The sequence below is a fragment of the Paraburkholderia sp. GAS42 genome (assembly GCF_050436565.1).
Classification (GTDB): Bacteria; Pseudomonadota; Gammaproteobacteria; order Burkholderiales; family Burkholderiaceae; genus Paraburkholderia.
In genome coordinates this window covers 209,210-224,132 of record NZ_JBNDML010000007.1, presented here as the reverse complement: position 1 = coordinate 224,132, position 14,923 = coordinate 209,210, and the positions used below count along the sequence as shown (strand labels likewise).

The following is a 14,923-nucleotide window of genomic DNA, read 5'->3' as shown; positions in this document are numbered from 1 at the left end:
GCCGCTTTTTTAGAGTGTCAAACCTGATAAAATGCGCGCACCTGCATTTTTGAACTTCTTTCCCTTGGAGGGGTAATGGACAATATCGAACAGCGCGTCAAGAAGATCGTCGCAGAACAACTGGGCGTTGCGGAAGCAGAAATCAAGACCGAAGCATCGTTCGTGAACGACCTCGGCGCTGACTCGCTCGACACCGTCGAACTCGTGATGGCCCTCGAAGACGAATTCGGTATGGAAATTCCGGATGAAGAAGCCGAGAAGATCACGACCGTCCAGCAAGCGATCGACTACGCCCGCGCAAACGTCAAGGCCTAAGGTCATTCGGACTTTTGGCGGGATTTTGCCAGGTTAACAGCCACAGGGTTCACAGGGCATGTTCCTGTGGCCGCTGTGGCTTTTGCTTTTGTCATCTATGAAAACGAGGTTACCGTGAGCCGTCGTCGTGTTGTTGTTACAGGCCTGGGGCTGATTTCGCCTGTTGGCAATAATGTTGCCGACGGCTGGGCCAATCTGGTCGCCGGCAAGTCCGGCATTGCCGACATCACGAAGTTCGACGCATCGAACTTCTCGACTCGCTTCGCCGGCGAGGTCAAGGGCTTCAATATCGAGGACTACATCCCCGGTAAGGAAGCGCGCCACATGGATACGTTTATCCATTACGGCATCGCCGCCGGCATCCAGGCGATGAACGACAGCGGCCTCGAAATCACCGAAGAGAACGCGGAACGTGTCGGCGTTGTAGTCGGCTCGGGCATCGGCGGTCTGCCGATGATCGAAGTCACGCAGACCGAACTGCTGAATCGCGGCCCGCGCCGGATCTCGCCGTTCTTCGTGCCGGCGTCGATCATCAACATGATCTCCGGCCATCTGTCGATCAAGTTCGGTCTTAAAGGCCCGAACCTTGCAATCGTCACCGCCTGTACCACCGGCCTGCACTGCATCGGCGAGGCATCGCGTCTGATCGAATACGGCGACTGCGATGTCATGATCGCCGGCGGCGCGGAATCGACCGTGTCGCCGCTCGGTATCGGCGGCTTTGCGGCGGCGCGCGCGCTGTCGCAACGCAACGACGATCCCGCCACGGCGAGCCGTCCGTGGGACAAGGATCGCGATGGTTTCGTGCTGGGCGAAGGCGCAGGCGTGATGGTGCTCGAAGAGTACGAGCACGCGAAGGCACGCGGCGCGAAGATCTACGCGGAAGTGTCCGGTTACGGCATGAGCGGCGACGCTTACCACATGACCGCTCCGCTGGAAGATGGCGACGGCGCACGCCGCTGCATGCTGGCCGCGATGAAGAACGCGGGCATCAACGCAGATCAGGTCAGCTACCTGAACGCGCACGGTACCTCGACGCCGCTCGGCGATCTGGCTGAGACGACCGGCATCAAGCGCGCTTTCGGCGATCACGCGAAGAACATGGTCGTCAATTCGACCAAGTCGATGACGGGGCATCTGCTCGGTGGCGCGGGCGGGCTCGAATCGGTGTTCACGGTGCTGGCCGTGCATCATCAGATTTCGCCGCCGACCATCAACATCTTCAACCAGGACCCGGCCTGCGATCTCGACTACTGCGCGAACACTGCGCGGGAGATGAAGATCGACGTCGCGCTGAAGAACTCGTTCGGGTTCGGTGGCACGAACGGCACGCTGGTCTTCAAGCGCGCCTGATCGCTTGACGTCTCACCTCGGCACGGCTGATCCGGCGCATTTCGCCGGATCGGCATCGCCAGACGGCTCGCCGCCGCGTATTGCGCTGCGGTGCTCCCTGACGCTGCGCTGGGTGACAGCGGCTTTTATCCTGATCGCCGCGGCGACCGTCGTTGCCTGCGCCGCGCCGCGTCTCGGCGTCTGGCTGGCGTTTCCGCCAGCTTTAGCTGTATTCGCGTTGCTGGCGATCAGCGCGCTCGCCTGGGAGCGTCGTCAGCCGCGAGAACTGAAAATCGGGGCAAATGGTCTGTCGCTGTGGAAAGAAGCAGGCGGTGCGCCGGTTCAGGCCCGCATAACCGGCTGTTCACAGTGGAGTGACCGGCTCCTCATTCTTGCGCTTGCCGGTGAGAGCGGTCGCCTCAACCCCCTGTTTATTGCGGCCGACGCGTTGCCGGCCGACGTCTTTCGCGAACTGTCGGTCCTCGGCCGGCGTGGCTCTCCCACATCACTGTAAAGACTGTAACCACTGTTACCAGCGTAACGTGACGCGATGATGGGGACGCTACAATGGTGCCCCGCCATGCACCCTATAGTTAACGGATTTATCAGGTGAGCGAAAAAGAAATAGATCAGGTGCTGGTCGAGCGCGTCCAGAAGGGCGACAAGGCCGCGTTCGAGCTACTGGTCACCAAATACCACCGCAAGATCATCCGGCTGATCTCGCGCCTTGTGCGGGACCCCGCCGAGGTCGAGGACGTGGCTCAGGACGCCTTTATCAAGGCTTACCGGGCGCTTCCCCAGTTTCGGGGCGAATCCGCTTTTTATACGTGGTTGTACCGGATTGCGGTGAATACCGCAAAGAACTACCTTGCGACCCAGGGCCGGCGCGCGCCAACTTCGACCGAAGCCGATGCTGAAGAAGCTGAAACTTTCTCGGATGCTGACCAACTAAGGGATATCAACACGCCTGAGTCGATGTTGATGAGCAAGCAGATCGCTGAGACGGTCAATGCTGCAATGGCGGTTTTACCGGAAGAGTTGCGCACCGCCATTACTCTTCGTGAAATTGAAGGTTTGAGCTACGAAGAGATCGCTGAGATGATGGGGTGCCCGATCGGCACCGTCAGATCACGGATTTTTCGCGCTCGCGAAGCCATTGCGGCAAAATTGCGTCCGTTGCTTGACACACCTGAAGGCAAGCGCTGGTAATTGGCCAGCCGGCCTGACGGGCATGGATGCAGTATCTGGGTTAGGTGGTGTCACTACGGGATGTCTGTAAGATGGGGAGCATCATGGGGTCGGTCTCGATGCAATCGCAAGCAAGCTCGCGAGGCGAGCGTCTGTCCGCTTTTGTCGACGGTGAGCTGTCCGGCGAAGAGCATCTGAACAAGTTTATTGCTGATCTGAATCGCGACGATCGCGCAGCGTGGTCGGACTACCACCTGATCGGGGACGCCCTGCGTTCCGACGATCTGGCCGTGAGTCCGGTTGCCAGCAAAGCATTTATGGCTGGCTTTGCCGCGCGTTTCGAGTCGGAGGCGCACGTGCTCGCGCCTGCCGCGATTCCGGTCGCGCGGCGTTTGCTGGCGCTGCGCCGGCGGGTTGTGCCGGCATTTGCCGTCGCGGCCGCTGCGGCAACGTTGACGTGGGTCGTCGTGCCGCAACTGCAGGGCGTCGGCAGTGCGCCTGGTGGCGCGCAGATGGCAGCCGTATCGTCGGATTCGATGCAGCGTGTGGCGATGGCGTCTGTGCCGGCTGCTACCGCGCGGCCTGTCATGCAGGAGGCGAACATCATCCGCGACGCCAATCTCGACCAGTATCTGGAAGCGCATCAGCAGTTCGCGCAGCAACCGGTCGTCCCGGGTTCGATGCCGCTGATCCGTGCCGCCGCTGCCGTGACCTCGCAGGACCAATAGTTGATGCAGACTCCGTGGTTGAATAAAACGACAAACTGGGGGCGGCTGCCGGCATTTCTGTTCTGTGCGGCCGTACTGCTTTCCGCGACATCCCGAGCGTTCGCGCAATCCGAGGATCCCGCCGCCGTCCGCCGCACAGCGGCAGACTGGCTCAATCGCATCCATCAGGCCGCCCAGCAGCAGAACTACGAGGGCGCGTTCGTCTACCAGCGCGGCTCGTTCGTGCAGTCGTCGCGGATCTCGCATTACGCGACCCGCAACGACGGTGAATACGAGCAGCTGGAAAGCCTGGACGGCAAGCCGCGCAGGATGCTGCGCCATAACGACGACCTGTATACGTTCGTGCCGGAACGACATTTGTGCGTCGTCGAGAAGCGTCAGAACAAGGATTCGTTCCCTGCATTGCTGTCCGCGCCCGGTGACCAGGTGCTCGCGGTCTATGAGCCGAAACTGCTCGGGACTGATCGCGTCGCGGGTATCGATAGCCAGGTGATCGAACTCGATCCGAAAGACGCGTATCGCTACGCCTACAAGCTATGGGCCGATACCAAGACGGGGCTTCTGCTGCGTGCGCAGACGCTCGACCCGAGCGGCCAGGTGCTCGAACAGCTGTCGTTTTCGCAAATCCGTATCGGTGTTCCGGTCGACAAAACGGCGATCGTCAGCGGCATTCACAACACGGCTGGATGGACAGTGGTGCGTCCGCCGATCGAGTCTGTCGATATGGAAGCGCAGGGCTGGCTGATGTCGCCGACCGTTCCGGGCTTCCACAAGATCCGTGAGCTGCGTCGCCCAATGGCAGCCCGCGATCCAGGCGATCCGACCATTCCGGTCGATCAGGCAGTATTCTCGGACGGACTCGCGGCCATCTCGATCTTCGTTGAGCCTGTTGAAAAGAACACGCGCAAGGAAGGATCGGGGAGTAGTGGCGCTACGCATGTCCTCGTCAAGCGCCACGGCGATTTCTGGATTACCTTGCTCGGGGAAGTGCCCCAGGCCACGTTGCAGCAATTTGCGTCTGCCATAGAATACAAGGCTACAAAGTAATCCTCCGGCTCAAGACCTTATGACGAACTTCTCGGTGCGCAATTTTCTTGCAGCCGCGGTGGTGGCGGTATGCCTGCCACTCGTGCCGCACACTGCGCTGGCGGCGCCTGCAGCCAGTCTTCCCGACTTCACCGATCTGGTCGATAAGGTCGGGCCCTCCGTCGTGAACATTCGCACGACAGCGCGTGTGTCGAGTTCGACGCGGGGCCTGCCACCGGGCATGGACGACGGCGACATGTCCGAGTTCTTCCGCCGGTTTTTTGGAATTCCGATGCCGCAGACGCCGCAATCGCCCGGTACGCCGCCCCGCGGTGGTGGTGGTGGCGGTGGCGGTGGTGGCGGCAGTCAGGGCCAGCAGGACGCGCCCGACAGCGGCGGCGACACCGAGCAGAACAGTGGCGTCGGCTCGGGCTTCATCCTGTCGGCTGATGGCTACGTGATGACGAACGCACACGTCATCGATGATGCCGACACCATCTACGTCACGCTCACCGATAAGCGCGAGTTCAAGGCAAAGCTCGTCGGTGTCGACGATCGCACTGACGTCGCGGTCGTGAAGATCAGCGCCGCGAACCTGCCAGCCGTCACGGTCGGCGATTCGAACAAGGTCCGCGTCGGTGAATGGGTCGTCGCGATCGGTTCGCCGTTCGGGCTCGAAAACACGGTTACGGCGGGCATCGTCAGCGCCAAGGGGCGCGACACGGGTGATTATCTGCCGTTCATCCAGACCGACGTTGCCGTGAATCCGGGCAACTCGGGCGGTCCGCTGATCAATATGCAAGGCGAAGTGATCGGCATCAACTCCCAGATCTACAGCCGCACAGGCGGTTTCATGGGCATTTCGTTCGCGATTCCGATCGACGAAGCGATGCGCGTCGCCGATCAGCTGAAAACAACCGGCAAGGTCACGCGTGGCCGCATTGCCGTCGCGATCGGCGAGGTGACGAAGGACGTAGCCGACTCGCTCGGTTTGCCGAAGGCGCAAGGCGCGCTCGTCAGCAGCGTCGAGCCGGGTGGTCCGGCCGAGAAGGCGGGCGTGCAGCCAGGCGACATCATCCTGAAGTTCAACGGCCATCCGGTCGATACCGCGACGGACCTTCCGCGTATGGTCGGTGATACCAAGCCGGGCACGAAGGCGACGATCACCGTGTGGCGCAAGGGCCAGACGCGTGATCTGCCGGTCACGATCGCCGAGATGCAGCAGGATAAGACGGCGAAGGCCGACACGAAGAAAACGCCGCCGCCGAAGCAGCGCGCGACCAACGCGCTTGGCCTCGCGGTCAGCGATATCCCGTCTGACCAGCTGAAAGCGCTGAAGCTGCGCGGCGGAGTGCAGATCGACGCGGTAGAAGGGCCTGCCGCGCGCGTCGGACTGCAGAAGGGCGACATCATCCTGCGCGTGGGCGACACGGATGTCTCGAACGCAAAGGAATTCGAAGACGTCACGTCGCATCTCGACCCGCAGAAGATGACGGCGCTGCTCGTGCGTCGCGGCGACAACACGCAGTTCGTGCCGATCCGTCCGCGTTCGACACCGGCGCCGAAGTGACGATGGCGGCACGGCTGACACTCTACGGGCGCACGTGGTGTCATCTGTGCGACGACATGCATGCTGCGCTCGAGCCTTTGCTGGCCGAGTTCGGCGTGCAGCTCGATGTAATCGATATCGATGCTGACGCAGCGCTGGAAGCGCGTTACAACGAACGCGTGCCGGTTTTGCTCTGCGATGGCATCGAACTGTGCCACTATCACCTCGACGCAAAACGTGTCCGTGCCGCGCTCATCGCGCGCGCCGCTCTTGCCCGCGACGTGCGGTGAAAGGGGCGCAACAGTCCGCACGAGCCTTGGCCGACTGGCAGCCCGTCCCGCAAAAACCGCCGGGCGAGGGCCTTTTCGGCTAAAATAGTCCGGTTTTTCACCTACTTACAAGGCGTGCTCCGCAATCGTCCGAGCGCGCCTTTTTCGCTTGATCGGTACTGAATGGATCATATTCGTAACTTCTCGATCATTGCGCACATCGACCATGGCAAGTCGACGCTCGCCGATCGCATCATCCAGCTGTGTGGCGGTCTGTCCGACCGCGAAATGGAATCGCAGGTGCTCGACTCGATGGATCTCGAGCGTGAGCGCGGCATCACCATCAAGGCGCAGACGGCGGCGCTCTCCTATCGCGCGCGCGATGGCAAGGTGTACAACCTCAACATGATCGATACGCCGGGGCACGTCGACTTCTCGTACGAAGTCAGTCGCTCGCTGTCGGCGTGTGAAGGCGCGCTGCTCGTCGTCGATGCCAGCCAGGGCGTCGAGGCGCAGACGGTCGCGAACTGCTACACGGCTATCGAGCTAGGCGTCGAAGTCGTGCCAGTGCTGAACAAGATTGACCTGCCCGCAGCGAACCCGGAAGGCGCGATCGAAGAAATCGAAGACGTGATCGGCATCGACGCTTCCGACGCCACGCATTGCAGCGCGAAGACGGGCCTCGGCGTTGAGGACGTGCTCGAAGCGCTGATCGCGAAAGTGCCGCCGCCGAAGGGCAATACGGAAGCGCCGCTGCAGGCGCTGATCATCGATTCCTGGTTCGACAACTACGTCGGCGTCGTGATGCTGGTGCGCATCGTCAACGGCACGCTGCGTCCGAAGGACCGCATTCGCATGATGGCGACCGGCGCGCAGTATCCGGTCGAGCACATCGGCGTCTTCACGCCGAAGTCGAAGAATCTCGAGGTGCTGTCAGCAGGGCAGGTGGGTTTCATCATCGCGGGCATCAAGGAACTGCCGGCCGCGAAGGTGGGCGATACCGTCACGCTCGTGAACCGTCCCGCAGCTGAACCGCTGCCGGGCTTCAAGGAAGTGAAGCCGCAGGTGTTTGCCGGCCTTTATCCGGTCGAAGCCAACCAGTACGACGCGCTGCGCGAATCGCTCGAAAAGCTGAAGCTGAACGACGCGTCGCTGCAATACGAGCCGGAAGTGTCACAGGCGCTCGGCTTCGGTTTCCGCTGCGGCTTCCTTGGCCTGTTGCACATGGAGATCGTCCAGGAGCGGCTCGAACGCGAGTTCGACATGGACCTCATCACCACCGCGCCGACGGTCGTGTATGAAGTCCTGCAGCGCGACGGCACGACCATCATGGTCGAGAATCCGGCGAAGATGCCGGACCCGTCGAAGATCGAGGAAGTGCGCGAGCCGATCGTCACGGTGAACCTGTACATGCCGCAGGAATACGTTGGCTCGGTCATCACGCTCTGTACGCAGAAGCGTGGCAACCAGATCAACATGCAGTATCACGGCCGCCAGGTTCAGCTCACGTACGAAATCCCGATGGGCGAAATCGTGCTCGACTTCTTCGACCGGTTGAAGTCGACGTCGCGCGGTTACGCGTCGATGGATTACGAGTTCAAGGAATATCGCGCGGCCGACGTCGTGAAGGTCGACATGCTGATCAACGGCGACAAGGTCGATGCGCTGTCCGTGATCGTCCACCGTTCGCAGAGCCAGTACCGCGGCCGCGAAGTCGCGGCGAAGATGCGCGAACTGATCCCGCGCCAGATGTATGACGTGGCCATTCAGGCAACGATTGGCGCGAATATCATCGCGCGTGAGAACATCAAGGCGCTGCGCAAGAACGTGCTGGCAAAGTGCTACGGCGGCGACATCACGCGTAAAAAGAAACTGCTCGAAAAGCAGAAGGCCGGCAAGAAGCGGATGAAGCAGGTCGGGTCGGTGGAAATCCCGCAAGAGGCTTTCCTCGCAATCCTGCGTGTCGAAGACAAATAAGAGAGAAGAAACGGAACCCCATGAATTTTGCGCTGATTCTTTTTGTGCTCGTCATCGTAACGGGCATCGCCTGGGTCGCAGACAAACTGGTTTTCATCCCGCAACGACGCCGCGCCGCAGAGGCCGCGGTCGCCGAGTTCGACCGCCAGCAGGCGCGGGTCGGCGAGCGTTTCGCCGACGAAAACGCGGCGCAGACGCGCGCCCGTCTGCGTGACGACAAGCTGCGCCAGCCCTGGTGGCTCGAATATTCGGCGAGCTTTTTCCCGGTGATTCTCGTCGTGTTTGTCGTACGTTCGTTCGTCGTCGAGCCGTTCAAGATTCCGTCGGGTTCGATGGTGCCTACACTGCTGGTCGGCGACTTCATTCTCGTGAACAAGTACGACTACGGCATCCGTCTGCCAATTACGAACACCAAGATCACGCAGGGCCGTCCGCTCGAGCGTGGCGACGTCGTCGTGTTCCGTTATCCGAAAGACGAATCGGTCGACTACATCAAGCGCGTGATCGGCGTGCCGGGCGACGTCGTCGCGTATCAGGACAAGAAGCTCACGATCAACGGCAAACCCGTGCCGGAAACGGCGCTGCCGGATTACTTCGACGAAGAACGTATCGGCTACGCGAAACAGTTCGACGAAAATCTGAACGGGCGCAAGAACGCGATTCTGAACAACCCGGCAGTGCCGCCGTTTATCATTGGCGCAGAAGATTATCCGTATCGCGACAACTGCACGTACAACGCGCAAGGCGTGATCTGCAAGGTGCCAGCAGGCAACTATTTCATGATGGGCGACAACCGCGATAACAGCGCGGACAGCCGCTACTGGGGCTTCGCGCCGGACAAGAATATCGTCGGTCGCGCGTTCTTCATCTGGATGAACTTCAGCAGCCTCAAGCGCATCGGTTCCTTTAACTGATCGCGTAGCAACGGAGCCGCATAACACGCCGCGCACAACGCGCGGCGTGTTAGCACGCTACTTTAAGAACGTGCGGTAACGTCGCTTCACCACGCTTTTTCGTCGGCCGCCCCGCGTTTTCGCCCGGGCAGGCGCCCGCGTTATACTCTGCACATGCCCCTATCTCCGTTGGAAAGCCGTTTGCGCTACGAATTTCGCAATGCGGAATTGTTGCGTCAGGCTTTAACTCATCGCAGTCACAGTGCTACGCATAATGAACGGCTCGAGTTTCTCGGCGACTCCGTTCTGAATTGCGCGGTGGCTGCGCTATTGTTCCAACGTTTCAGCAAGCTGGACGAAGGCGATCTCTCACGCGTCCGGGCCAATCTGGTCAAGCAGCAGTCGCTTTACGAGATCGCTCAGGCCCTGAATATCTCCGAAGGCCTGCGCCTCGGCGAAGGCGAACTGCGTAGCGGCGGCTTCCGTCGTCCGTCGATCCTCGCGGATACGCTGGAAGCCGTGCTGGGCGCGGTGTTCCTCGATGGCGGCTTCGACGCCGCCCAGACGGTCATCAAGCGGCTGTACGTGCCGATTCTCGATCACATCGATCCGCGTACCCTCGGCAAAGACTCGAAAACGCTGCTGCAGGAATACCTGCAGGGTCACAAGATCGCTTTGCCGACCTATACGGTCGTCGCAACGCATGGTGCGGCGCACAACCAGCAATTCGAAGTCGAATGCACGGTGCCCAAGCTGGACGTGAAGGTGTCCGGCTCGGGCGCCAGCCGTCGCGCGGCTGAGCAGGCGGCGGCCAAGAAGGCGCTCGAAGAAGTCATGGCGGCTGCGCCCGCACTGGTTGCGAAACCGAAGCGCTCGAAAGGCGCGCGGGCCGCGAAGCATGCGGAGCCGGAGATCGTTCCGGGCGTCGCGGGCGTGCAGACGGCGTTGGACCTGCGCGCGCCGGACCATCGCAAGTCGTCTGAACGCGTCGGGCGCGGTGAAGCGAAGCCGACGCTGACCGCGGCGACGGGCGACTCCGATAGCGCAGCTGCTGCCGGGGAATCGCCGGCCAGCGCGCCGACGCCGCTGCCACTCGCGGTGATCCGTGCCGCTCATGTCGAATACAGCGAGCACGCGCAGTCGCAGGACAAAACCGACCGCGCCGACAAAGCCACGGAAAAGTCCGCCGACCGGCTGAATGACAAGCCCAGCGAAAAGTCCAGCGACAAGTCCAGCGAAAAGCCGTCCGACAAGCCGGACACGAGCCGCACCGTCACCGACAAGCCCACGCTTCGCAACCGCGAATCAGTGCCTGGCGTACCGGCATCGGACGAAGCCGAACTCGAACCTGGCGTTGCAGGCGCGGTGCAAACGCGCGCCGCCGACGCCGGCCATTGATGCAAAAAACGCGCTGCATGGGTCGCATCCCGCAGCGCGTCCACCCGAACCAGCCGTAGCCTGAATATGAACGCTCCCACTCCCACTGGTTTTCGCTGCGGCATGGTCGCGATCGTCGGCCGTCCCAATGTCGGCAAATCGACGCTGATGAACGCGCTCGTCGGCCAGAAAGTCAGCATTACGTCGCGCAAGGCGCAGACGACGCGCCATCGCATCACCGGCATCCACACGCTCGAAGACGCGCAGTACATCTTCGTCGACACGCCCGGCTTCCAGACGAAGCACAGCGGCGCGCTGAACCGCTCGCTGAATCGCGCGGTGACGTCGACGCTGACATCCGTCGACGCCATCCTGTTCGTGATCGAAGCCGGCCGTTTCGGCCCGGACGACCAGAAGGTGCTCGACCTGATTCCGCCGTCGGTGCCCACGCTCCTGATCGCGAACAAGCTCGATCGCGTTTCCGACAAGGACAGCCTGTTTCCGTTCATGCAGCAGGTCAGCGCGCTGCGTCAGTTCAACGAAATCGTGCCGCTGTCGGCCAAGAACCCTGACGACATCAAACGCCTGATGGTGACGGTCAAGCCGTTCCTGCCGGAAGGCTCGCCGATCTACGGCGAAGACGATCTGACCGACCGCAGTGAGCGTTTTCTCGCCGCAGAAATCCTGCGCGAAAAAGTGTTCCGCTGGACGGGCGACGAACTGCCGTACACGAGCACTGTGCTGATCGACAAGTTCGAGACGGAAGGGCGCCTGCGCCGCGTCTTCGCGACGATCATGGTCGAGCGCGACACGCACAAGGCGATGATCATCGGCCAGAAGGGCGCGAAGCTGAAGCAGATCAGCACCGAAGCGCGTCTCGATATGGAGAAGCTGTTCGACGGCCCGGTGTACCTCGAAACCTTCATCAAGGTGAAGAGCGGCTGGGCCGACAACGAAGCCGGACTTCGCGCCTATGGGTACGAATGACGCCTGGGTGACGTTGCAACCCGGCGCCGACCCCGACGACGACGCCGGCGACGGCGAACCGGCTGCGCCGGCGCCGTCCCGGGCAAAAAGATCTTCATCTGCAAAGAGCGGTGGCGAAGGCGAGGCGCGCAAAGCGCCCGCGCGCCGTCCTTCGCGCGCGGCCGCGTCCGACTATCGGGTCGCCGAACAGCCCGCGTTTGTTCTCCATAGCTATCCGTATCGCGAAACGAGTCTGATCATCGACGTGCTGTCGCGCGATCACGGCCGGCTCGCGCTCGTCGCGAAAGGCGCGAAACGTCCACATTCGGCGCTGCGCGGCGTGTTGCAGACGTTCCAGCCGCTCGCGCTGTCGTGGTCTGGCAAATCGGAGATGCGCACGCTGACGGGCGCGGAGTGGGTCGGTGGCATGCTGCCGCTCGCTGGCGACGCGTTGCTGTGCGGCTTCTACGTGAACGAGCTGCTCGTCAAATTCTGCGCCCGCGAAGATCCGCATCCGCAACTGTTCCATCACTATGTCGTCACGCTGACGCGTCTCGCGCACGACGAGCCGCCCGTGCAGGTGCTGCGTTCGTTCGAACGCGTGCTGCTGCGCGAAACCGGTTACGCGATGGCGCTCGATCGCACCGTGACGCGCCGCGCGGTCGTGGCCGAGGGGCGTTATGTGTTCGATCCGGAGCGCGGCGTGCGTGAAGCGTCCGATGATCTTCCCGAGCAATGGCCGGTGATCGCAGGACAGACGTTGCTCGACATGGAGCAGGACGATTACCATCGTCCTCAAACGATTTCGCAGAGCAGGACGCTGATGCGTTTTCTGCTTAACACTTACCTTGCCGGCACGCCGCTCGCGACGCGCCAGATCCTGATCGACCTGCAGAATCTATGAGCTTCTTTCTAACGTCGCCGGGCGTGATCGACCTGGGTGTGAATATCGATCACGTCGCCACGCTGCGCAACGCGCGTGGCACGTCCTATCCCGATCCGATCCGCGCGGCGCTGGCCGCCGAAGAAGCGGGCGCTGACGCAATCACGCTGCATCTGCGTGAGGACCGCCGGCATATCGTCGACGCCGACGTGCGCACGTTGCGACCGCTCCTGAAAACGCGCATGAATCTGGAGTGCGCGGTCACGCAGGAGATGCTCGACATCGCGTGCGAAGTGAAACCACACGACGTCTGCCTCGTGCCCGAAAAGCGCGCAGAACTGACCACCGAAGGCGGTCTCGACGTCGCCGGCCAGTTCGACGCAGTGCGCGCGGCGTGCCGCCAGCTGGCCGACGTGGGCTCGCGCGTATCGCTCTTCATCGATCCGGACGAAACGCAGATTCGCGCCGCACACGAAGCCGGCGCGCCTGTCATCGAACTGCACACAGGACGCTACGCCGAAGCGCACGACGCCGGCGAACAGCAGCGCGAATACGAGCGAGTGGTCCGGGGCGTGGAATTCGGCCGGTCGCTCGGCATCAAGGTCAATGCGGGCCACGGCCTGCATTACACGAACGTCCAGCAGATCGCCGCCATCGACGGCATCGTCGAGCTGAACATCGGTCACGCGATCGTCGCACATGCGATCTTCGCCGGCTGGGACAACGCGGTACGCGAGATGAAGGCGATCATGGTTGCCGCGCGTCTCGCCGCGCGCGCCTGACGCGCGTCACGCTCTCGTTACGCTTTCGTTACGAAAAGGCACGGCAATCACGTCATGGCGATCTATGGCATCGGCACCGATATCGTTCAGGTCAGCCGCGTCGCGGCGGTGATGGAGCGCACCAAAGGCCGCTTCGCCGAGAAGGTGCTCGGCGCGGACGAACTGCGCGTCTATCACGCTCGTCACGCGCGTTCGGCGGCACGCGGTCTCGCGTTTCTCGCGACGCGCTTCTCGGCGAAAGAGGCCTTTTCGAAGGCGATTGGTCTCGGCATGCGCTGGCCGATGACCTGGCGCGCGCTGCAGACGCTCAACGAAGCGAGCGGCAAGCCGATGGTGGTCGCTTCGGGCGAGCTGGCCGAATGGCTCGACGCGCGTGGCATCACGGCGCGCGTAACGATCAGCGACGAGCGCGACTATGCCGTCTCGTTCGTGATCGCTGAAGTCGCCGATCCTGTCGCTTCCTGAGCGTCACCTGAATTATTCCAACGCGGCGTCACGCTGCGCTTCCTTCCTGTTGCCAGAAATCAGATGAAATACGCTCCTGGACCCGTGATGCTCGATATGGTCGGCAAAAAGCTGACCGCTGACGATGTGCGCCGCCTCAGTCACCCGATGACCGGCGGCGTGATCCTGTTCGCTCGGCACTTCGAGAGCCGCGCACAACTGGTCGCGCTCACCGACGCGATCCGCGCGGTGCGCGACGATCTGCTGATCGCTGTCGATCACGAAGGCGGCCGCGTGCAGCGCTTTCGCACGGACGGCTTTACCGTGCTGCCCGCGATGGGCAAGCTCGGCGCGCTGTGGGACAAGGACGTGCTGTACGCGACGAAGGTGACGACGGCGGTCGGCTACATCCTCGCTTCGGAGTTGCGGGCGTGCGGCATCGACATGAGCTTCACGCCGGTGCTCGACCTGAACTACGGCCAGTCGCAGGTGATCGGCGACCGCGCGTTTCACAGCGATCCGCGCGTCGTCACGTTGCTGGCGAAGAGCCTGAATCACGGTCTTGCGCTGGCCGGCATGGCCAATTGCGGCAAGCATTTTCCGGGGCACGGCTACGCGGAAGCGGACTCGCACGTCGCGATGCCGACCGACGACCGTCCGCTCGAAACGATCCTCGCCGATGATGTCGCGCCGTATGACTGGCTCGGGATGGCGCTGGCGTCGGTGCTTCCGGCGCACGTGATCTATACGAAGGTCGACGCCAAACCGGCGGGCTTTTCGCGTGTGTGGCTGCAGGACATCCTGCGCGGCCGGCTGCGTTTTCAGGGCGCGATTTTCAGCGACGATCTGTCGATGGAAGCCGCGCGTCAGGGCGGTACATTGACCGAAGCGGCCACGGCCGCGCTACAGGCGGGCTGCGACATGGTGCTGATCTGCAACCAGCCCGAGGAAGCAGAGAAGGTGCTCGATGCGCTGCGTTTCACGCCGTCGAAGGAATCGCGTCAGCGGCTGAAGGCCATGCGCGCAGGCGGCAAGGCGCTCAAGTGGAGCAGGCTGATGGCCGACCCGGCATATCAGCAGGCAAAGACGTTGTTGCGCAACACGTTTCCCTGAGCCGATATCCGAACACAGGTGTTCAAAAATAAAGCCGCATTGTGAGTTCAATGCGGCTTTATTTTGTTGAGGGCGCGACGA

16 protein-coding genes are annotated in these 14,923 nt (G+C 62.2%); all 16 read left to right on the top strand.

The genetic code is table 11. From position 1 onward, the window contains the following. Positions 1-75: 75 nt before the first annotated feature. The 16 genes from acpP to nagZ all read left to right on the top strand — a co-directional run bounded on the left by acpP (position 76) and on the right by nagZ (position 14,842). Positions 76-315, top strand: coding sequence for an acyl carrier protein (acpP, locus tag P3T16_RS13385; RefSeq protein ID WP_014897657.1), 240 nt, complete (start codon positions 76-78; stop codon positions 313-315). Positions 316-429: 114 nt separating this feature from the next. Further along, on the top strand, positions 430-1,668 hold the full coding sequence (gene fabF, locus P3T16_RS13380; protein ID WP_429256812.1) for a beta-ketoacyl-ACP synthase II: 1,239 nt from the start codon (positions 430-432) through the stop codon (positions 1,666-1,668). A gap of 4 nt (positions 1,669-1,672) precedes the next feature. Then, positions 1,673-2,161, top strand: coding sequence for a protein YgfX (locus P3T16_RS13375; RefSeq protein WP_429342658.1), 489 nt, complete (start codon positions 1,673-1,675; stop codon positions 2,159-2,161). Positions 2,162-2,256: 95 nt separating this feature from the next. Further along, positions 2,257-2,856: an RNA polymerase sigma factor RpoE gene (gene rpoE / locus P3T16_RS13370; RefSeq protein ID WP_096717241.1), complete on the top strand. Its 600-nt coding sequence runs from the start codon at positions 2,257-2,259 to the stop codon at positions 2,854-2,856. A gap of 83 nt (positions 2,857-2,939) precedes the next feature. After that, entirely contained in the window at positions 2,940-3,563 is a 624-nt protein-coding gene (locus P3T16_RS13365) for a sigma-E factor negative regulatory protein (protein WP_429342657.1), read from the top strand. A 3-nt stretch (positions 3,564-3,566) separates the two neighbouring features. Next, positions 3,567-4,610, top strand: a complete 1,044-nt coding sequence (locus P3T16_RS13360) for a MucB/RseB C-terminal domain-containing protein (protein ID WP_429342656.1) — start codon at positions 3,567-3,569, stop codon at positions 4,608-4,610. A gap of 19 nt (positions 4,611-4,629) precedes the next feature. Then, entirely contained in the window at positions 4,630-6,159 is a 1,530-nt protein-coding gene (locus P3T16_RS13355) for a DegQ family serine endoprotease (protein WP_429342655.1), read from the top strand. Beyond that, positions 6,156-6,428, top strand: coding sequence for a glutaredoxin family protein (locus tag P3T16_RS13350; RefSeq protein WP_429342654.1), 273 nt, complete (start codon positions 6,156-6,158; stop codon positions 6,426-6,428). The genes P3T16_RS13355 and P3T16_RS13350 overlap by 4 nt, the downstream gene beginning before the upstream one ends. 162 nt (positions 6,429-6,590) lie before the next feature. After that, positions 6,591-8,384 carry a translation elongation factor 4 gene (gene lepA / locus P3T16_RS13345; RefSeq protein WP_429256806.1) on the top strand — a complete coding sequence of 598 codons (1,794 nt, stop codon included), beginning with the start codon at positions 6,591-6,593 and terminating at the stop codon, positions 8,382-8,384. A 20-nt stretch (positions 8,385-8,404) separates the two neighbouring features. Further along, complete coding sequence (gene lepB / locus P3T16_RS13340; RefSeq protein WP_429256805.1) at positions 8,405-9,298, top strand: signal peptidase I; 894 nt, start codon at positions 8,405-8,407, stop codon at positions 9,296-9,298. Positions 9,299-9,451: 153 nt separating this feature from the next. Continuing rightward, entirely contained in the window at positions 9,452-10,675 is a 1,224-nt protein-coding gene (gene rnc, locus P3T16_RS13335) for a ribonuclease III (RefSeq protein WP_429342653.1), read from the top strand. A gap of 66 nt (positions 10,676-10,741) precedes the next feature. Further along, entirely contained in the window at positions 10,742-11,641 is a 900-nt protein-coding gene (gene era / locus P3T16_RS13330; protein WP_429256803.1) for a GTPase Era, read from the top strand. After that, a complete protein-coding gene (recO, locus tag P3T16_RS13325; protein ID WP_429342652.1) occupies positions 11,628-12,524 on the top strand; it encodes a DNA repair protein RecO in 897 nt (298 codons plus the stop codon). The genes era and recO overlap by 14 nt, the downstream gene beginning before the upstream one ends. Continuing rightward, complete coding sequence (gene pdxJ, locus P3T16_RS13320; RefSeq protein WP_429342651.1) at positions 12,521-13,285, top strand: pyridoxine 5'-phosphate synthase; 765 nt, start codon at positions 12,521-12,523, stop codon at positions 13,283-13,285. The genes recO and pdxJ overlap by 4 nt, the downstream gene beginning before the upstream one ends. Before the next feature lie 54 nt (positions 13,286-13,339). Continuing rightward, positions 13,340-13,750: a holo-ACP synthase gene (gene acpS, locus P3T16_RS13315; protein ID WP_429256800.1), complete on the top strand. Its 411-nt coding sequence runs from the start codon at positions 13,340-13,342 to the stop codon at positions 13,748-13,750. Positions 13,751-13,813: 63 nt separating this feature from the next. Continuing rightward, positions 13,814-14,842 (top strand): beta-N-acetylhexosaminidase, encoded by a 1,029-nt coding sequence (gene nagZ, locus P3T16_RS13310; protein ID WP_429342650.1) that lies wholly within the window; start codon positions 13,814-13,816, stop codon positions 14,840-14,842. The last annotated feature ends 81 nt before the right edge of the window (positions 14,843-14,923 follow it).